Origin of the sequence: Bradyrhizobium sp. GCM10028915 (genome assembly GCF_042666195.1) — a bacterium.
Taxonomy (GTDB): domain Bacteria; phylum Pseudomonadota; class Alphaproteobacteria; order Rhizobiales; family Xanthobacteraceae; genus Bradyrhizobium; species Bradyrhizobium canariense_D.
Window position 1 is genome coordinate 847186 of the sequence record NZ_JBHTFN010000044.1, and the last position, 17147, is coordinate 864332.

General features: G+C 63.0%; 19 protein-coding genes, 1 tRNA gene and 1 pseudogene. 6 read left to right on the plus strand and 15 right to left on the minus strand.

All coding sequences use genetic code 11. From position 1 onward, the window contains the following. Position 1 precedes the first annotated feature (1 nt). On the minus strand, positions 2 to 1264 hold the full coding sequence (locus tag ACFQX9_RS24180; protein WP_204511195.1) for a D-alanyl-D-alanine carboxypeptidase family protein: 1263 nt from the start codon (positions 1262 to 1264) through the stop codon (positions 2 to 4). A 151-nt stretch (positions 1265 to 1415) separates the two neighbouring features. On the opposite strand from ACFQX9_RS24180, the gene ACFQX9_RS24185 reads away from it, so the two are divergent. Continuing rightward, entirely contained in the window at positions 1416 to 2372 is a 957-nt protein-coding gene (locus ACFQX9_RS24185) for an alpha/beta fold hydrolase (protein WP_377790873.1), read from the plus strand. Here ACFQX9_RS24185 and ACFQX9_RS24190 read toward each other — a convergent pair. From ACFQX9_RS24190 to ACFQX9_RS24200, 3 genes are all read right to left on the minus strand, one after another. Beyond that, complete coding sequence (locus tag ACFQX9_RS24190; RefSeq protein ID WP_083926497.1) at positions 2366 to 3301, minus strand: septal ring lytic transglycosylase RlpA family protein; 936 nt, start codon at positions 3299 to 3301, stop codon at positions 2366 to 2368. The two genes, ACFQX9_RS24185 and ACFQX9_RS24190, sit on opposite strands and share 7 nt — an antisense overlap. 672 nt (positions 3302 to 3973) lie before the next feature. Beyond that, positions 3974 to 4288: a hypothetical protein gene (locus tag ACFQX9_RS24195; RefSeq protein ID WP_204511198.1), complete on the minus strand. Its 315-nt coding sequence runs from the start codon at positions 4286 to 4288 to the stop codon at positions 3974 to 3976. A 41-nt stretch (positions 4289 to 4329) separates the two neighbouring features. After that, positions 4330 to 4647: a DUF1476 domain-containing protein gene (locus ACFQX9_RS24200; protein ID WP_162847233.1), complete on the minus strand. Its 318-nt coding sequence runs from the start codon at positions 4645 to 4647 to the stop codon at positions 4330 to 4332. A 235-nt stretch (positions 4648 to 4882) separates the two neighbouring features. On the opposite strand from ACFQX9_RS24200, the gene ACFQX9_RS24205 reads away from it, so the two are divergent. Beyond that, entirely contained in the window at positions 4883 to 5107 is a 225-nt protein-coding gene (locus ACFQX9_RS24205; RefSeq protein WP_007610373.1) for a hypothetical protein, read from the plus strand. Between the two features lie 49 nt (positions 5108 to 5156). Here the strand turns inward: ACFQX9_RS24205 and ACFQX9_RS24210 are convergent, their stop codons facing one another. The 4 genes from ACFQX9_RS24210 to ACFQX9_RS24225 form a co-directional block, all read right to left on the minus strand. Next, positions 5157 to 5348, minus strand: a complete 192-nt coding sequence (locus tag ACFQX9_RS24210) for a hypothetical protein (RefSeq protein WP_018457865.1) — start codon at positions 5346 to 5348, stop codon at positions 5157 to 5159. Positions 5349 to 5477: 129 nt separating this feature from the next. Further along, a complete protein-coding gene (locus tag ACFQX9_RS24215; protein ID WP_039800285.1) occupies positions 5478 to 6173 on the minus strand; it encodes an endonuclease/exonuclease/phosphatase family protein in 696 nt (231 codons plus the stop codon). Beyond that, on the minus strand, positions 6173 to 8200 hold the full coding sequence (locus tag ACFQX9_RS24220) for a VTT domain-containing protein (RefSeq protein ID WP_377790877.1): 2028 nt from the start codon (positions 8198 to 8200) through the stop codon (positions 6173 to 6175). The genes ACFQX9_RS24215 and ACFQX9_RS24220 overlap by 1 nt, the downstream gene beginning before the upstream one ends. A gap of 187 nt (positions 8201 to 8387) precedes the next feature. Continuing rightward, on the minus strand, positions 8388 to 8684 hold the full coding sequence (locus ACFQX9_RS24225) for a hypothetical protein (protein ID WP_018457868.1): 297 nt from the start codon (positions 8682 to 8684) through the stop codon (positions 8388 to 8390). A gap of 307 nt (positions 8685 to 8991) precedes the next feature. On the opposite strand from ACFQX9_RS24225, the gene ACFQX9_RS24230 reads away from it, so the two are divergent. After that, complete coding sequence (locus tag ACFQX9_RS24230; RefSeq protein ID WP_377790880.1) at positions 8992 to 9198, plus strand: hypothetical protein; 207 nt, start codon at positions 8992 to 8994, stop codon at positions 9196 to 9198. 41 nt (positions 9199 to 9239) lie between these two features. On the opposite strand, the gene ACFQX9_RS24235 is transcribed toward ACFQX9_RS24230, so the two are convergent. Next, on the minus strand, positions 9240 to 9983 hold the full coding sequence (locus tag ACFQX9_RS24235) for a DUF2786 domain-containing protein (protein WP_018457870.1): 744 nt from the start codon (positions 9981 to 9983) through the stop codon (positions 9240 to 9242). A gap of 517 nt (positions 9984 to 10500) precedes the next feature. Here ACFQX9_RS24235 and ACFQX9_RS24240 point away from each other — a divergent pair. Together ACFQX9_RS24240 and ACFQX9_RS24245 are read left to right on the plus strand one after the other, a co-directional pair. Next, positions 10501 to 10698, plus strand: a complete 198-nt coding sequence (locus tag ACFQX9_RS24240) for a hypothetical protein (protein ID WP_377790882.1) — start codon at positions 10501 to 10503, stop codon at positions 10696 to 10698. After that, positions 10695 to 10943, plus strand: a complete 249-nt coding sequence (locus ACFQX9_RS24245) for a hypothetical protein (protein WP_018457872.1) — start codon at positions 10695 to 10697, stop codon at positions 10941 to 10943. The genes ACFQX9_RS24240 and ACFQX9_RS24245 overlap by 4 nt, the downstream gene beginning before the upstream one ends. A gap of 200 nt (positions 10944 to 11143) precedes the next feature. On the opposite strand, the gene ACFQX9_RS24250 is transcribed toward ACFQX9_RS24245, so the two are convergent. Both ACFQX9_RS24250 and ACFQX9_RS24255 read right to left on the minus strand, forming a co-directional pair. After that, entirely contained in the window at positions 11144 to 11308 is a 165-nt protein-coding gene (locus ACFQX9_RS24250; RefSeq protein WP_018457873.1) for a hypothetical protein, read from the minus strand. 330 nt (positions 11309 to 11638) lie between these two features. After that, positions 11639 to 11974, minus strand: coding sequence for a hypothetical protein (locus ACFQX9_RS24255; protein ID WP_377790885.1), 336 nt, complete (start codon positions 11972 to 11974; stop codon positions 11639 to 11641). 629 nt (positions 11975 to 12603) lie between these two features. Here ACFQX9_RS24255 and ACFQX9_RS24260 point away from each other — a divergent pair. After that, a complete protein-coding gene (locus tag ACFQX9_RS24260; protein ID WP_085358631.1) occupies positions 12604 to 13140 on the plus strand; it encodes a hypothetical protein in 537 nt (178 codons plus the stop codon). A 728-nt stretch (positions 13141 to 13868) separates the two neighbouring features. On the opposite strand, the gene ACFQX9_RS24265 is transcribed toward ACFQX9_RS24260, so the two are convergent. The 4 genes and pseudogenes from ACFQX9_RS24265 to ACFQX9_RS24280 all read right to left on the minus strand — a co-directional run. Next, positions 13869 to 13958: transfer RNA gene (locus ACFQX9_RS24265), tRNA-Ser, on the minus strand. Positions 13959 to 14240: 282 nt separating this feature from the next. Continuing rightward, positions 14241 to 14564 carry a hypothetical protein gene (locus ACFQX9_RS24270; RefSeq protein ID WP_085385228.1) on the minus strand — a complete coding sequence of 108 codons (324 nt, stop codon included), beginning with the start codon at positions 14562 to 14564 and terminating at the stop codon, positions 14241 to 14243. A 238-nt stretch (positions 14565 to 14802) separates the two neighbouring features. Beyond that, on the minus strand, positions 14803 to 16653 hold the full coding sequence (ilvD, locus tag ACFQX9_RS24275; RefSeq protein ID WP_377790887.1) for a dihydroxy-acid dehydratase: 1851 nt from the start codon (positions 16651 to 16653) through the stop codon (positions 14803 to 14805). A gap of 245 nt (positions 16654 to 16898) precedes the next feature. Beyond that, positions 16899 to 16985, minus strand: a pseudogene (locus ACFQX9_RS24280) (ABC transporter permease); the annotation flags it as partial. Positions 16986 to 17147 lie beyond the last annotated feature (162 nt).

Here is a 17147-nt window from a genome sequence, read left to right on the forward strand (position 1 = left end):
ATCAGAGCTTCTCGGCGCCCGCACGGAACATGCCGATCACCAGCTCGCTGGCGCCGTCGATCGCGCGGCGCACGGTCGAGCCGGTGCCGATCGCGTCAGCGGCATAGACCGGCGTCTCCACTGCGATGTTGCCGCTGCGCCAGACCCTGACCAGCCCGACCTTCTGCCCGGCCTCGACCGGCGCGCGCACCGGGCCGTTATAGACGACGCGCGCGATCAGCTTGTCGCTGCCGTTCTTGTGCACCATCACCTTCACGGGCGTCTTGGCGACCAGTTTGACCGAGCGGCTCTCGCCGCCGAACACCTTGGCGTAGCCGACCGGCTGATCGGCCGCGATCAGGGTGCGGGTCTCGAAATTGCGAAAACCCCATTCAAGCATCTTCTTGGCTTCGGTCGCGCGATCGTCGGGGTCTTCCAGCCCGTTAATGACGACGATCAGCCGCGTGCCGTTCTGCACCGCCGAGCCGACCATGCCGTAGCCGCCTTCCTTGGTGTAGCCGGTCTTCAGACCGTCGGCGCCTTCCATCGAATTGAGCAGCGGATTGCGGTTGGGCTGGCGGATCTTGTTCCAGGTGTATTCCTTCTCGCCGAACAGTTTGTAGAATTCGGGGAAGTCGAGAATGATGTGCCGGGCGAGAATGCCGAGCTCGCGCACCGTCATCTTGTTGGCGGGGTCCGGCAGGCCGTTGGAATTGCCGAAGGTCGATTTCGTGAGGCCAAGCTCGCGAGCTCGCTTGGTCATGAAGTCGGCGGCGAAAATCCGCTCGCTGCCCGCCATGGCCTCGGCCAGCGCAATGCAGGCGTCGTTGCCGCTCTGGATGATCGCCCCGTGCAGGAGATCGTCGACCGTGACCTTGCTGTTGATGGCGGCGAACATGGTCGAGCCGCCGGAGGGTGCGCCGCCCTTGCGCCAGGCGTTCTCGCTGATCCGGTATTCGTCGGTCAGCTTGATGTCGCCCTTCTTGATGGCGTTGAAGACGACCTCGGCGGTCATCAGCTTCATCATGCTCGAGGGCGCGCGGAGCTCGTCGGCGTTCTTCTCGAACAGCACACTGCCGCTGGAGGCCTCGATCAGGATCGCGGTCGGGGCGTCGCCGTCGAAGCCGGAATCATCTGTTTTCTTGGCGCCCTGGACGCTCTGGTTGGCGGCGTAGAGCGCCCCGCTCCAGCCAATGGCCGCCACCAGAGCCGTCGCGATCAGCCCGCGCGCCAGCGCTCCGGCGGTAAACCGGGTGCGCCTAAACGAGGAAAGATGAAATTCCATGGCCAAGCCCTGAGAGCGGCGTTCTAACAGTTGGAGCCGGTGCAAACAACACGGGGTGGCCGCTTGTCCCGAGATTGCACGATTCTCGTCCCGCCCCTATCGTGGCACCTCAGATTTTCTGACCAAACCCCTGAAACAAGGCGGAAAAGCGATGTCATCCACCCGCGTGATCAAGGCCAACGGGATCGACCTGTTCATCCGCGAAGCCGGTCAGGGGCCGCTGGTGGTGCTGTGCCACGGCTGGCCGGAACTCTCCTACTCCTGGCGCCACCAGATCCCGGCGCTGGCGCAGGCCGGGTTTCGCGTCGTCGCCCCCGACATGCGCGGCTATGGCCAGAGCTCAGCGCCGCCCGAGGCGACGGCCTATTCGATCTTCGACACGGTCGGCGATATCGTCGGCCTCGTGCAGGCGCTTGGCGAGAGCAAGGCCATGGTGGTCGGCCACGACTGGGGTGCACCGGTGGCTTGGCACGCGGCGCTGTTCCGGCCCGACATCTTCACGGCGGTCGCCGGGCTAAGCGTGCCGCCGCCGTTCCGCGGCCGCGGCAAGCCGCTCGATCTCCTGCGCCAGGGCGGCATCACCAATTTCTATTGGCAGTACTTCCAGGCGCCGGGCGTTGCCGAAGCCGAATTCCAGCGTGACGTCGCGCGCACCATGCGCATCGTGCTCGGCGGGCGCGGCCTTGCCGATCCCTCCGCGGCCATGTTCGTGCTGGAGGGCAAGGGATTCCTCGGCCACGGCAACCCGGAGGAGCCTCTGCCGGCCTGGCTCACCGAGACTGACCTTGCCTATTTCACCGAAACCTTCCGCAAGTCCGGCTTCCGCGGCGGGCTGAACTGGTATCGCAACCTCGATCGCAATTGGGAGCTGACGGCGCCCTGGCAGGACGCGCAAATCCATCAGCCGTCGCTCTTCATTGCCGGTTCGAAAGACGCCGTCATCACCGGCCTGATCGGAGCCAAGCGCGTCAACGAACTCGAGCGCGTGCTGCCCAATCTGAAGCGAAAGCTGATCATCGAGGGCGCCGGCCATTGGGTCCAGCAGGAGCGGCCCGACGAGGTGAATGCGGCGCTGATGAGTTTCCTGAAGGAAAGCGCGGCTCAGTAGAGGCCGCGGCCGCTCAGGATGCCGCGGGCCTCGGCAGCGCCGTCCGAGGCGTAGGCGCCGGACGGAGCGCTCTCGGTCGCATAGCGGCCGTCCCCGTCATAGGACACGGCGCGCGCGTTCTGGAGCGCCCGGCCCCGGTTGCGGCTCGAGGCCGACATTTCCGAGGTCGCACTGAGTGAAGCCATGTCGGCGGAGGTGTTGCCGAGATTGTAGGGCCGTCCCTCCGGCGTCGGAACTTCGCCGCGCATGGCGCCGCGGTTCGACGATGGCAGCTCCGGCACGAAGGGTCTCGCGGAGGCGACCCGGACCATCGACGGCGATGGCGCCGGGGTCCCGGTGCGCAAGGTGGCCATCAGCTGGCGGTCGTCGGAGCCTTCCAGCGGCGCCCGGCCAACATACTCGACACGGACCTTGGCGATCCCATTGCCTTTGAATTCAAGCAGTTCGGCGGCCTTGTTCGAGACGTCGATGAGCCGGTTGCCGTGATAGGGCCCGCGGTCATTGACGCGGACGATCAGCGACTTGCCGTTCGAGACGTTGGTGACCCGCGCATAGGACGGCATCGGCAGGGTCGGATGCGCCGCGGTCAGCGAGCCCATGTCGAACACCTCGCCATTGGCGGTCAGGCGGCCGTGGAAATCGTCGCCGTACCAGGACGCCATGCCCTCGGCGCGGTAGTTGACGTCCTCTTCGGGCACATAGGTCCGGCCACCCACCACATAGGGCTTGCCGACGCGATAGGCGCCGCCGCCCTTCGGGACCGGATCGCCCAAAGCCACGACCCGGGGGCTCGAGGACACGCCGTATTTCGGATCGACCCGGCTGGCGAATTTGTTGGAGGAGGCGCAATTGGCGAGCGCAAGGCAGGTCGCGGCCATCGCAGCAGCGCGCGCGGCCCGCAAAACCGAATCTGACCGTCGGATCCCCATTCGCCCCAAATACCACTTTGCCGGAGGCGTACCTAACCCGCTTTGGCTACGGATAGCGCTGTCCGGTCCTTTGCTCCGAGGCGGCCCACCACCGCGTCGGAAGTGGTAACGATAACGCAACCCGAACACGGCGGAAATGGGGAGCGCACGGCGTTCACGCCGGGATGGTAAACAGGGGGTATGCGCTCGCCCCGTTGAACTACGGGGCGCCGGTGCCCTGCTCTGTGCCACGCCTGGACATTCTGTTGCGCCAAATCCTCACTCCACCCCCATTGTCGCGCCGCTCACTGGAATTCTTTTGACTGTGCAAGGCCGCCCGCGTTTTCTCGCGTGCAGGGCGGAATGGAATGAGACGATGATCGAGACGGTTTCGGCACTGATGGGTTTGGTAAGCGCGGGGATCTTCCTGGCCCATGCGTTTGAAGGTTACCGCACGAGGGCCTGAGGCACTCGCGCGGACGGCAAGCATCACCCTTTCAAGACGGCGCGTTCGGACATTTTTAATCGATCCGATCGAGCATCGCAGACGAGAGCGGCAGGTGTCCCATGCGCAACCATGACCTCGTATCCGATGGCTTCCTGGCATTGACCGCCGGTGGTCTGGTCCTGCTGTGCTCCAGCCTCGTGGCATTGGCCTTCGCCTGAGCACCCAGCACTTCCCGAACAATACGCTTACCGCAGTCCAAGCAGCGAACGCCGATAGAGACTGTCACGGGCTTCGCTCAGGCAGACGAAGCTGCCGTCAAAACCCTGGCCGTACCGCTTCTGGCCTTTGCCGTAATAGACACCTTTGCTGAAATCGAGCCAGACAACCCGGTCGTGCGGGCAGTGACGCTGCGCCTGCGCCTCGTAGCGAAATGGCGTCAGCGGCGTGGCCGATACCTCAGCGCCGCAGCAGCCGACCAGGATCGTAGCAGCGAGTGCGATCGCGCTGGCCCATTTGCGGAAGCTGCTCCAAGATACTCCGCAAGATATTCCGCAAGACACCACCCGCCTCCCGATCCCAGCCGTCGAGGGCCGGCCTGCTTTCACTTGTCCGCTTCGAGTTGCTGCAACGCCTGGTGCATGCATTCCTGAAGCCTGGCTGCGACCTGTTCGCGCGCGACGCCTTTGGCGGCAAGATCGCCTGCCACCTTGTCGAGGATCTCGTCCATCGAGTGGTTCTCCAGATGGTCCGTCACCAACGCCGTCGCATAGCCGGCCGCGGCATCGCCGCTGAGGCCGAGCTGGGTTGCGGCCCAGAGCCCGAGCAGCTTGTTGGACCGCGCCGTGGCCTTGAACATGAGCTCCTCGTCGTGGACGAATTTGGCCTCAAAGCCCTGCTCGCGCTTGTCGAACGTGGTCATGGTCAGCTCCATTTCGTTTTTCGCTGATCGGGATCGGACTGGCTGGAAGCGAACGTCTCCGTGGTTCAAATCAGGGTCGTTGGAAGCTTCCGGCGGAAGCCAAACGCCGTCAAGCCCGCTGGGCGTGCCCAAGGCACCCACCAGCTCTACGCCAGCCAACCTGGCTAGGCAGAGATGTTTACTGTTCATTAAGCAGACTCAGCGCCGCATGGCCGGGGACATCGAGAGCTGACGCATGAACAAAGAACTGCGGGAGTTTCGACGGCTTGAACGGGTCTGCCTGGAGCAGGCAGCCCTCTCCACCATGGACCTCGCGCGAAGCGGGTTGCTCAAGGTCGCTGACGATTGTCGCGTCGCAGCGGAAGCGATCGAGGCGCAATCGCCTCGCAGACCTTTCGCAAGTGCCGTTCAGGCGCTGAAGCAGGCGTTGAGCGTGACCCGCATCCCTCACCGGCACTGAGACCGGCGCTCGCGGGCAAGGACATCCTTGACGGGGCGACCGCGTACGGTCAGCCCTTCGCCTCCGTCTGTTCACGTGCCAACCGTTCGGCCCTCAGCCGTTCCTTGTTGGCATAAAACGCCTTCTGCGCAGCTTCATGATCGCGCATGGCTTTTTCGGCTTCGACACGGCGTGTCGCATCGCGCGCCTGCCGCTGCTCGGGAGTCAAGGGCTTGCGCCGGTAGGAAATGTCTTCCGTCATGGCCAGATAATGCTGAGGTGAGGAAAGAGTTCCTCGTGGTCCCGCTGAGCGGCACTGCGGGCCGACTGCATAATGTGCGAAAACAACCCCATGCACAGTAGCCAAGTCCTTCTGCAGACAGCACTTTTTTTATCGCACTTTCGATGCGTTTGACCCCGCAGGGATCTCGATATCTGCAATAACAGGCAAATGGTCTGAATAGGCCCTCGCGCCTTCGTCGGTCCAAACCTTCCCGATCGGGCTGTCGGACGTCGCATAGATCCGGTCAAGCCGCAGCAGGGGCAAATGCGACGGGAAAGTTCGCAGCCGCGTACGGTTTGGGCAGACCTGCGCGAGCACGCGCCGCACCGATTTGATCCAGAACCAGTCGTTGAAATCCCCGAGGACGACGGTCCTTCCAGGTTTCACCAGGCTCACCAGCGCCTGAGCCTGCGCGTGGCGCTCGTGGATGCTCAGGCCGAGATGCGTGGCCACCACGCGAACATCGCCAACCGGTGTCAGCAGTCCCGCGGCGATCGCTCGGCGCGGCTCCCGCTCACGATACGACACGTCGACGATCTCGGGCGGGCCGGAGAATGGAAAGCGGCTCAGGAGCGTCTGGCCGTAGTCGCCATCGGCCGTGACGATCGACTTGGCGTGAACACCGTGATCGCCGACGACGCTCGCCAGCTTCGCAAACGGATCGTCCGATCGCGATCGCGAATCCACCTCCTGAAGCGCGACGACATCGGGAGCCCATTTGCGAATGATGGAACAGATCCCTTCCAGATCGAACTTCGGATTGAGATTGAAGGTGCCATGCACATTCCACGTCATGAAGCGCATCAGCGCCTCCCGGCGAGCCACGTCGCGACGAATTGCGCGCCGGCGCAGATCGCGAGCCAGCCCAGGAACGCCAGTGCGAGCAGCAACATGTTGACCCAGGACGCGTTCCTGGCGAGATCAGCGATCTGAGCCCCCAAAACTGCCATGGCGAGAATGCCGGGCGTCATGCCGAGCAGCGTTCCGACCAGGAAGTCACGCAGAGGCAGCGTGCTCGCGCCAGCCACGACATTCACCACTGAGAACGGCGCGATCGGGATCATCCGGATGACGACGACAGCCAGAATCCCCTTGCCGACAACACGTTCCTGGATGCGCGCGGTACGTCGTCCGAGCAAACGCTGGAGGCGTTCGCGCCCGAGTGCCCGTCCGATCGCAAACAGGATAAAGGCGCTGAGCACGACCCCCGTCATGGCGGTGACGAAGCCTAGCCATGGTCCCAGTGCGGCAGCAGTCGCCGCAATGAGCACGAGAACCGGAAACACGACCAACCCGCCGACGACGAAAGCTGCAATCGCGAATGGCGGACCCCAAACGGACTGCGAATAGGCAGACAGAAGCGTCGACATCCGGCCCGCGTCGGCGAAATCGCTCAACGACGTGTAGGACCAGGCCATCGCCAGTCCAAAAAGCGCCACGGCGATCGAGACCATCCCGATGATCGTCTTCGTGCTCCACATCCGCGATGCCGCCCGCTCCAGATGAAGAGGCGCCTCAGGGTCCGCCACCGGCTGAACCATCGTGGCCAGAGCGCTGGTCAGGACCGAGGATTCAACGTCCCGCAGCGCCTTCGTCCCGCTTGCGACGTCGTCCAGGAGCGCAAAAAGACGATCTTCGTTTTGCGCGACGGTCTGTTCATCGAGACCGCAGAAATGGGCGATCAGGCGACGGCGGACCGAGGCGATGAACTCCCGATGCTCGTCTGATGCGGCTTCGAAGATCAGGTCACATTCGCTATCGGCACCCATCGATCGATTGTTCAAATTGGCCGAACCGATCCTCAAGATCCGATCGTCGACGATCATGAGCTTGCTGTGCACCATCACGGCCGCTTCCGTATCCCCGTTCCCCGAGACCGGGTAGACGAAGCGGATGCGATCGGCGACGCCGGCCGAACTGAAGCAATCGATGAAAGCGCCCCGGCCGTTCTGCATCGCTTGGGATTCCAGCCATGAGGAGTGCAGTTTTGGGGTGACGATCAGAACCCGAAGCGAAGGCACGCGCAGCATCTGCTCCGCCAATTCGCGCGCGATCTTGGTGGCGCTGGTGAACTGGTTCTCGATGTACACGAATTTCGTCGCGGACCGCATCGCTGCAATCAGCGAGCGTTCGACCTCCCGGAGCGTCGAACCTGCCGGACAAACCACCTCGGTCCTGGCGATACCCACCGGAATATGTTCAGCCTCGACCGGCACAATCGCCGGCCAGCGCAAGCTTTTCAGCGGGCGCCGATCATCAATTTGTTGGCCCGCCGCGCGCCAGCGTTGCTCCACGAGGTCGAACAACTGCGCCGCCGCATCCCCATCGACCACGCATTGAACATCATGAAACGGCAGGTATGGCTTGCCCTGGGGATCACAGCGCGATGCGTGATCGGCGCGATGATCACTGGTGTCCCAACGCCTGATCGTCAGATCGAGCCCGCCGACGAACGCCAGTGAACCATCGACACAGACGATCTTCTGGTGTTGGGCCGACCCAAAGGGAAGCGTGGCATCCAGGTGAAACCGGACGCGGCCATCTGTGTCGGCGGTAAATTTGGCCGCGGAATTCCATTCCCTCTCGGAGGCGTAGAACGAGACGAAGTCCCAGACGAGAATGTTGATGTGCAAGCTGGGACGGCGGTGGACCAGCGCGCGCAAGAATGGGCCGAGTTGCTCCGGCAAGCCATCATCCGCTCGCCCGGACTCGCCGACCAGCCTGGTCTCACTATGGATATCCCACCCGACGATATAGACGAGGTCCTGCGCCTGCAGCAGGGTCTGCCGCAGGGCCGCGAAATAAGCGGCAGCATCGTTCAGAACCGCCACACGCCGCGCCTCGCACCGCCGCCAGACGGTGTCGCCGGGGATCAGGGTCGATGAGCTCTGAAGCAGGGAGACCTCGCAATCTGCGTTCGCGTTGAAACGCACTGACCGCGCAAGGGGTTCCCCGACTCAGAACCAGAGTGGCCGTTCCAGCGTGCGCGGATTCCGGCGCCACAGTCGCCCATTGCCGCTACTTGGTTCGGACAGTCTTCGCACCTGCGCCTTTCAAGGCGTCCGCGATCTTCTCAGGCGCATCGCCGTGAAAATCCACGGAGACCTCGATCCGGCCTTCCAGCTTCTGGTGTCCCTCCGGCGCAGGCGCGGCCTTGGCGTCAGGACCGGCCGGGCGTGTCCCCGACGTGTTCGCGCCACCGACGGGCTGGACGAAGACGTCGCTTCGCGGCACGCCGCATTCCTGCACGACATGCTCAACCGCAAGCTCGGCGCCGCGGCGCGTGTCGAATTCTCCGATGATCGTACTTTCCAAGGGCGCCCTCCATGGCTGGACGAGAGTGCCAACAACGGGTCAGCGAGGGCCAGGTTCCTGAACCCGCGGGCGGTTAGAACCGAACGATCCCGAACAGAACAAGCAGCGCGAGAGTGATCAACCCGGAGACCAGCAGCGAGCCGAGACATCCCAGCCGGTTCGAGAAAAAGAAGAACATACCTCGCCCATCCCATAGCTTCGTGACGAGCTAAATTCTCCCATTCGACAGCGTTCCTGGAGGCGCTTTGGGGCGCGCGAACGAGGACCAATCCAAGAACCAATCGTTTCGCGGGACGTTGAGTCCGCGATGTCAGACGCTTTTGATTATTTCCGAGCGCACGCGGTCCGAGCCCTTTGCAAGGCCCGGGCGATGCCGCGCGGACGAATGAAACATCTGCAAATCGTCGTGGCCCGGATCTACCACCTGCTGACCAAGGAGGCTGCGTATGGGCCCAACCTGCAGCACATGGACGACTTCCGGGCAGCCCAGAAGCTCGAGAAGTCGATCGACTGAACTGCAATGACGGTGACGCTGCACGCCCTCCCCCGACGCGCTCAGCTCCCTTTGGGAGCGGTCCTTGACTGCGACCCTGCAAGCCCGGGATTGATGGCCAGCGACGCGCCGGCGGCGCCGCCGGCTTCATAGGCCGTCATCGACACCATCCGGCTGCTGCTGCGCTGGGTCCGCATCTTCAGGTCGAGCTTGTCGAACTCCGCATCGACCACCGACGTCTTGAGAACCACCAGCCCGCGGCCGGTGCTTTCGTTGATCTGATCGCGACTGGCCTTGATCGCCACCAGCCTGTCCGCGATGGACCCCACCATCCCGAGCGCGAAGGAGGCATTGGCCAGATGCCGCTCCTGGTGCCGGAACCTGCTGTAGTCGACCGAGGTCTTGAAGCGGCCGAGCTCGGCGCGGACGGCGCCGTCGATCAATTCGGCCAGATAATGCGCGACCTCGATGTCCGCGCCGAGGCCGAAGAACACATAGCTGCTCTCGCCGGCCGTGTTCTTCTCGCGCCAGACCCGACAATCGCAGAAACGAGCGATCGCCCCGATGCAGTCGTCCAGGGGAATTCGCTTCTTGCGAAAAGTCTCGTAGACCTTCCGCTCGCACGGCGACGCCCGCAGTTCGACGTCGGACAGCGACAAATCGTGGCGATCCAGCAGTTCGGCGACCTTGGCGGCCGCAGACAGCGCCTCGTCCTCAGTGCAGCCATTGGCGATGGTCTTGGAACGCAACGCCTGAATGCGGAGCTTCAGCTTGTCGAGTGCAGCTGGATTGGATGTCTGATTCACCGATCACCTGTCCGGGTAAACCCGACGGATAGAACCCGGTCGGATAGACCGGCGGAAGGGGTCTCTTGTCAACTGTATTGATCTTCGACTTTTTTCGAACGGACCTCACTCCTTCTACGTGCGGTGCACGACCTCGCGGCACTGACCATAGAATGCAGAGACGAGGCTTCACTACAATCGCGCACTCGCTCGATTTCCACCGCAACTGACAAATCACTGTCGGGAGCAGACCACCACAAGCCGAACGGGGTTGCGTGAGCGCCTTGGCTTTGGCGGCGGCGTCGTGTTCACAGTATTTCGAGCTTGCAGCCAGCCGGCTTTGATCCCTGCGCTTGTTGAGGTTAGCCGCAGCAGAGTGGTGGATTGAAGGACGCACTGATCAAGGCCGTCGATCGGTTTTGTGCCGCGACACATAGGGACTGGACCCGCTGTTAAGGTTTAGCGGTCAGGTTAACCCCAGCGAACGTTTGGCTGAGAGCGTCGAACTCGATATGACCTCGAATAGAGGAATACTCGAATGTCCAATAGAACCGCATTTCAAACTGCAGATGCAGACGAGCCCCACAACTTTTTTGATCTCGTCATTCCCCTCACCTTCAGCGCTGTAGCCCTCCTGGCCACAGCTGTTTCGCTGGAGGCGATTGGGTTCATCGCTTGGCAGCCATCCACCTTTCTGGTTGCCTATATCTTTGACTGCCGCGATTGGCTGGCATGAGCGAATTCGAAGGCCTCTCTGACCACTTCATTCTGCGGATGCACGAGTTCATTCGCCAAGAGGTGCAAGCAGATAGGCTAGCCGGCGCGCGTTTTGTCGGATTGCCAGCGAGGCTGCGCGCGGAAGCTCTTGCACGGGAAATCGAGCGACGCGGCTTGTTCTGCACGGCAATTGACTGGCCTCAGCATCTTGAGCCTGGAGCGGACAAATACGCACTGACCATTGGACACCGGAAGACGATCTAAAGCTCATCGTGCTCACGGCGCGACGCGTCCCGATGACCGGATTGCTCGCCTGCCAGACCGCAATCGCAAATGTCGATCCGCGATCGACTGCGACTCCTGCGGACCTGCATCGTGAACAAGAGAATGCCAAAGCTCCCGCGTAGCGGCCTCGGTCTAACCAGTCCCCGGCCCCTCCAACCCGGGGCCGTCTCTCCATCAGCCTACCGCCGCGTTGCGCCTCGCGCAGCTAACTCCCGATCCAGATCTTTCAAGCGCTCAAGCAGGTTCTCGACGATCTCTATGCAATCGGAAGGTCCCAACGATTGCACGCCGCGCGCCGCTAGCTCGCGCTCCAACATGGCGGCTATAATGATTTGAATGCTCACGAATTCTCCGCCGACTTCGCCTCCGAGACGGTACGGCTCAACTTAGAAATGGGTTTCGCTAAAGCGAAAGGCCGCAGGGTGGTTCCAGCCCCCACTGCGGCCATCCCGGTCAAATTACAAACTGGTACTTAAATCTCGCCGGTGTTCTCACAGTAGAACACCGTGTTCCGAAAAAGGATTCCGTAAGACTACCGGAATTCGAGGTGGCCGGATGGTTCACTCGGGTGTGGAAATGGCACCGCTTCCTTACCAGCCCCCATGCTCATTGCGGATCAGAGCGCCGGGAGCGACGCTGGGCTGGTACGTAGACTTCCCAGATTCCGGAGGTCGCTACCGCCACAGCCGGCGCGTGACGTTGAACAACGCCGCAAGCGGGACGCCCACCAACACACCCAGCATGCCGTACGATGTGACCAGCAGCGCAGCGCTAAGCGGCCCTGCGCTTTTCGCAAATCCGTAAGCTGCGCCTAAGCCTCCCAGCGTCACGGCAAAGACGACCATGTTGCGGTCGTTGCGCGCCTCGATGTTATAGATCGGGGGCCTTTTGCGGTGAAGAATGGGAGGACCGAACGGCACCTTCGAGCCGCAATTTGGACAGGCCGACGCACTCGGTGAAACCGGGTGGTCACAGTCGTGGCAATCGATCAGCTTTTTGGTCTGTCCCATGCCGCAAATCGTAGCGGCGGAGCGGCCAGTCCACAAGTTCGGCAGCTACTCCCAGCACACCGTCCTGCATGACCACAGCAGGGCCGCTCTGATCCTCCAGCATTCTCCGCGCTTGACGGCTTGAAAACCTGCGCGCCGCGCGGAAGGTTGACCAGCTCGGGACCTTTCTCGCCCACCATGGCGAGTACACCCGGGGCCGAACTGGTGCCGCTTGCGAACATGGGAATGGAGAGGCCGCCCGCTCCGGCGCCGAGAGCGGCACCAGACCACGTGGGCACGCTGCTGGAGCCCGCGCTGCCACCAAGCCCAAGCAACGAACCCAACCGTTTTAGATCAAGCGCTTCTTCGAAACAGAAAGACGGATTGGGCACTATTGGACTAGGAGGTGGCGGAAGGGGTGCCCGCTCAACCTCGCTGAATCGCTCGTCTTTTCCACCTGCGCCGAGAACAATCTACGGTCCTATCCCCGGTTAGTCTCGCAACCTCACGGCCGAAGTTTTCGGCCATCTTAAGCAGCGCGCCGGCCTCGCCTGTCACCCTGCTCTCCTCCACCAGGTCGCGGCACAGTCGCTCCATTGCCGGGAGTTCGTCGGTGTCGTGCTGATCTCGCCCCATGCGGGCGATCAATCATGAACGTATTCGTCGGCGCAGCAGCAGCCTCCGTAGCCAGCATGCCTCTAGAAGCGCTGGCCTCGCCGCTTCCAGCCAGCGTGCCAAAGCTTGCCTTCGATGGCTCCCAATGCGGCGACGCAATGCGCGAGGCCTATTACAAGCTCGATGAAGCGAACGAGGCCTTGAAGCTGACGGCTGCGGACTTCCAAAGGGTATGGAAGGCTTGCGGCGAATGGCAAAAAGCCAATCCGCAGCCGGGCGCCCACCGCGCTCACAAGAAGTATTGCCGGCGCTACGATAAGCACATGGACGAGATCAACTATGATGCGGTCTTCGATGCGCATCAGAAGGCGCGCGACGCCTTCAAGGCCGCACAACTTGCCTTGGCGAACGTCAAGGTCCGCGACCTTGCCGAATTGTGCCTCAAAGCTTGCATGATCTATGTCTTTGAGGACGTCAGGCAGCCGCACCTACGCCATGTCGATCCGGTGATTTCAGTTTCCGTCGCGATGGATCTGGCCGCAATGGCTGCCCCGACGAAGGGCGAAGCCTGAGCCTCCAGGCCCGCCGGTTCACGGCGGGCCCGTTGTTCTCCGGGCGAGAACAGATTGCGCTAATAATAAATCTTCGTTTGTTCCTTGCGCGTGTATTTATAAGCGGAACACGTAGAAGTACGTTGCCTTAGTTGGCGGCCGTATGCGCCGGTTCACGCTGGCGGGCCTTTGCGAACCCATCGTTACGTTGGCTTTCGCAAGCTCGTGGAGCTCAGCCATTGCTGAATATGCAGCGCGTTCTCACTGAGCTGCGCGGCCTTCAAAAGAGCTTCCCGCTTTGGCCCCGGAGGCGTTGCTTCGGCCCGGGTTCGAGCGGCGCTCGCCATTTGAGTTAGGCGTTCAGTGAGAGAAGGGATGAGCTTGACCATAGATGGCTCCGCGTATTTGGCGGGAGCACGTGGCTCTCAGTCACCGATATATGCCGTGATGGGCCGGTGATGGAATTACTAAGCGCCGGTTCCGCAAGAATAGATAGTCAATTCGCCGTAGGGTCTCGGCCCTTCAGAGGACCCCTGTTGCCTCACCTGGCGGCCCTTCGCGCCGCCTCAACATGGCGGGGCTTTCCTGTAGTTGCCGGCGATCTCCAGCAGCGCCGCGCGCTCTACCGGATCGTCAGTCTGGGCCGCCAACGTGCGGCAGATTGACTCAATGTCGGGCTCGCGATAGCGCGCGCTGATTGTACGTTCGATTGTGCGCTGGAGCCAATCTACAAGTCTTTGCTGGTGTTTTGGCGGAAGGGGTGGGATTCGAACCCACGGTACCCTTGCGGGCACGCCGGTTTTCAAGACCGGTGCCTTAAACCACTCGGCCACCCTTCCAAGTTCGGAATTGCTGTCGCTTAACGCAGTCGACGGCGCATGGCAACGCGAAGTTGGCGCCCGCCCCTTCCCCGACGTCGGATCTGTCAGGCGAGCGTCAGCCTGTTCCCTTACCCTATGCCCTCTCGGCGATCCCGGACACTGGCGACATCTCCCAGGGCGTCGCCGGTTGCGAGGCCCGGTTTGGAGTCGCCTCCGTTTCCGGGCCTCGTTTGCTGGCTGCAAAGAAAAGCGGCGCCCCCGTTGGGAGCGCCGCTTGAATTCTTCGTAAGCTAGCTTGGCTCAGTACCCGCAGGAGGCACAGTTCATCTGCACCGGGGCGTAATAGGAATAGCCCGGCTGGACCATCTCGACGCGCTGGCGCGTGGCGTATTGCGGCGGGATGCGCTCGTACTGGACGCTCGGCGGCGCCACCATCACGGTCTGCGGCACCATCACGGTGCGGTACTGCGCCGGTGCGCGGTGCGCCACGACGGAGCCGGGCGACACCATCACGGTCTCGTCGACGGTGCGGTATTGCGGCTGCACGTATTGCTGCTGGTAGCAGGTCGTGCACGGCGGCGGCGTGTAGCAATTGTAGCAGCCGGCGGAAGCCGCGCCGGTCATTGAAATCGCAGCGACGACTGTTGAGAAAACGACAGCGAGAGTGCGAGACATTATTGTGGTGCCCCAATTGCCCGAAACGGATTTGCGAAGATCGATGGCAGTATACGCCGCAAAATTCTGAGCTGCCGAAGTTCATCGGGGCATCCTTAATGCAAACGGCCGGCTCGCGCCCGCCGTTCAGAACTTGTTGACCATGCGCGATGCGTGATGCTTGCGATCACACCCGCACGTGACGCACTTACTTCGGGCGCCGCTTCACCTCGCGCACCGCGCCGCGCGCGGCGCTGGTGGTGAGCGCGGCGTAGGCCTGAAGCGCGGTCGAGACGTTGCGCTTGCGGCCGATCGCCTGCCATGCGGCATCGCCCTTCGCCTCTTCCACGGCGCGGCGCCTGGCGAGCTCCTCGTCGGAGACCTCCAGCGTGATGCTGCGGTTCGGGATGTCGATGGCGATGCGATCGCCGGTCCTGACCAGACCGATGTTGCCGCCTTCGGCCGCTTCCGGCGACAGATGGCCGATCGACAGGCCCGACGAGCCGCCCGAGAAGCGTCCGTCGGTGACGAGCGCGCAGGCTTTGCCGAGGCCCATCGATTTCAGATAGCTGGTCGGATACAGCATCTCCTGCATGCCGGGACCGCCGCGCGGGCCTTCATAGATGATCACCACGACCTCGCCGGCAACGACCTTGCCGCCCAGAATGCCTTCCACGGCGGCGTCCTGGCTTTCGAATACGCGGGCGGGGCCGGAGAATTTCAGGATCGAGGCGTCGACGCCGGCGGTCTTCACAATGCAGCCGTCCTGCGCGAGATTGCCGTAGAGCACGGCGAGGCCGCCGTCCTTGCTGAAGGCGTGCTCGAGGTTGCGGACCACGCCCTTCTCGCGGTCGGTATCGAGCTCGTCGTAGCGGCGCTCCTGGCTGAAGGCGACCTGGGTCGGGATGCCGCCGGGCGACGCCCGGAAGAAGGTGCGGACAGACTCGCTCCTGGAGCGCTTGATGTCCCAGCGCTCCAGCGCGTCGCTCATGGTCGGCGCGTGCACGGTCGAGACCGACGTGTCGATCAGGCCGGCGCGGTCGAGCTCGCCCAGGATGCCCATGATGCCGCCGGCACGATGCACGTCCTCGACATGCACGTCGGCAACCGACGGCGCGACCTTGCAAAGGACAGGCACGCGGCGCGACAGCCGGTCGATATCCTGCATGGTGAACTTGACCTCGCCTTCATGGGCGGCGGCGAGAAGATGCAGCACCGTGTTGGTCGAACCGCCCATCGCGATGTCGAGCGTCATCGCGTTCTCGAACGCCTTGAAGTTCGCGACATTGCGCGGCAGCACGCTAGCGTCGTCCTGCTCGTACTGGCGGCGCACGATATCGACGATGGTGTGGCCGGCCTCGACGAACAGGCGTTTGCGATCGGCGTGGGTCGCGACCACCGTGCCGTTGCCGGGGAGCGCAAGGCCAAGGGCTTCCGTGAGGCAGTTCATCGAATTGGCCGTGAACATGCCCGAGCACGAGCCGCAGGTCGGGCACGCCGAGCGCTCGATCACCTTGACGTCCTCGTCGCTGACCTTGGAATCGGCGGCTGCGACCATGGCATCGATCAGGTCGACCGCCTTGGTCTTGCCCTGCAGGGTGACCTTGCCGGCCTCCATCGGTCCGCCCGAGACGAACACGGCAGGGATGTTGAGCCGCAGCGCCGCCATCAGCATGCCGGGGGTGATCTTGTCGCAGTTGGAGATGCAGACCATGCCGTCGGCGCAATGGGCATTGACCATGTACTCGACGCTGTCGGCGATCAGCTCGCGCGACGGCAGGCTGTAGAGCATGCCGTCATGGCCCATGGCGATGCCGTCGTCGACCGCGATGGTGTTGAACTCTTTCGCCACGCCGCCGGCCTGCTCGATCTCGCGGGCGACGAGCTGGCCGAGGTCCTTGAGATGGACGTGGCCGGGCACGAACTGGGTGAAGGAGTTGACGACCGCGATGATCGGCTTGCCGAAATCGCCGTCCTTCATGCCGGTCGCGCGCCAGAGGCCGCGGGCGCCCGCCATGTTGCGGCCGTGGGTGGTGGTGCGGGAGCGATAGGCTGGCATGGCGGTTTCCGTCCTCGGTTTGGCTGGCAGGGCGGGGCAAATTTTCGAAGCCGCCTCAGGCCTTTCCGGCCGGATAGCGCACGGGGGGAACGCGCGCAACGGGAACTTGGGCCGGACAGGGCTCCCCTGCTCCCGGCGCGTGGGCACCGGCGGTCTCAGCCGTCATGCCCGGGCTTGTCCCGGGCATCCACGTTCTTGATGCGGAAAGGTCGTGGATGGCCGGGACAAGCCCGGCCATGACGGAATTATTGCAGTTCGGGATCGAGCCAGTCGCCGATCACGGAGACCGGCAGCGTGGTCACGACGATGGTGGTCGCCGGTGCCGGCATGATCAGGGCCACATGCGCTCGCGCGCTTGCATTGGTTTCGGGCAATCGCGCGTGCAGGCGCATGCGCCGCGAAAATTCAAGCGCGATGAAATCCGTAGTGATCCGGAATGGAATCCTATTCCGATGTCGCGTACATCGCGGGACATCGATCGGCGGCCTTCCAAG

Bases quoted from the DNA above. Each gene is read 5' to 3' on its own strand.
- ACFQX9_RS24180 (WP_204511195.1), bottom strand. From the start codon at position 1,264: ATGGAATTTCATCTTTCCTCGTTTAGGCGCACCCGGTTTACCGCCGGA.
- ACFQX9_RS24185 (WP_377790873.1), top strand. From the start codon at position 1,416: ATGTCATCCACCCGCGTGATCAAGGCCAACGGGATCGACCTGTTCATC.
- ACFQX9_RS24260 (WP_085358631.1), top strand. From the start codon at position 12,604: ATGAACGTATTCGTCGGCGCAGCAGCAGCCTCCGTAGCCAGCATGCCT.
- ACFQX9_RS24200 (WP_162847233.1), bottom strand. From the start codon at position 4,647: ATGACCACGTTCGACAAGCGCGAGCAGGGCTTTGAGGCCAAATTCGTC.
- ACFQX9_RS24230 (WP_377790880.1), top strand. From the start codon at position 8,992: ATGTCAGACGCTTTTGATTATTTCCGAGCGCACGCGGTCCGAGCCCTT.
- ACFQX9_RS24190 (WP_083926497.1), bottom strand. From the start codon at position 3,301: ATGGGGATCCGACGGTCAGATTCGGTTTTGCGGGCCGCGCGCGCTGCT.
- ACFQX9_RS24245 (WP_018457872.1), top strand. From the start codon at position 10,695: ATGAGCGAATTCGAAGGCCTCTCTGACCACTTCATTCTGCGGATGCAC.
- ACFQX9_RS24215 (WP_039800285.1), bottom strand. From the start codon at position 6,173: ATGCGCTTCATGACGTGGAATGTGCATGGCACCTTCAATCTCAATCCG.
- ACFQX9_RS24270 (WP_085385228.1), bottom strand. From the start codon at position 14,564: ATGACCGGCGCGGCTTCCGCCGGCTGCTACAATTGCTACACGCCGCCG.
- ilvD (WP_377790887.1), bottom strand. From the start codon at position 16,653: ATGCCAGCCTATCGCTCCCGCACCACCACCCACGGCCGCAACATGGCG.
- ACFQX9_RS24255 (WP_377790885.1), bottom strand. From the start codon at position 11,974: ATGGGACAGACCAAAAAGCTGATCGATTGCCACGACTGTGACCACCCG.
- ACFQX9_RS24205 (WP_007610373.1), top strand. From the start codon at position 4,883: ATGAACAAAGAACTGCGGGAGTTTCGACGGCTTGAACGGGTCTGCCTG.
- ACFQX9_RS24210 (WP_018457865.1), bottom strand. From the start codon at position 5,348: ATGACGGAAGACATTTCCTACCGGCGCAAGCCCTTGACTCCCGAGCAG.
- ACFQX9_RS24240 (WP_377790882.1), top strand. From the start codon at position 10,501: ATGTCCAATAGAACCGCATTTCAAACTGCAGATGCAGACGAGCCCCAC.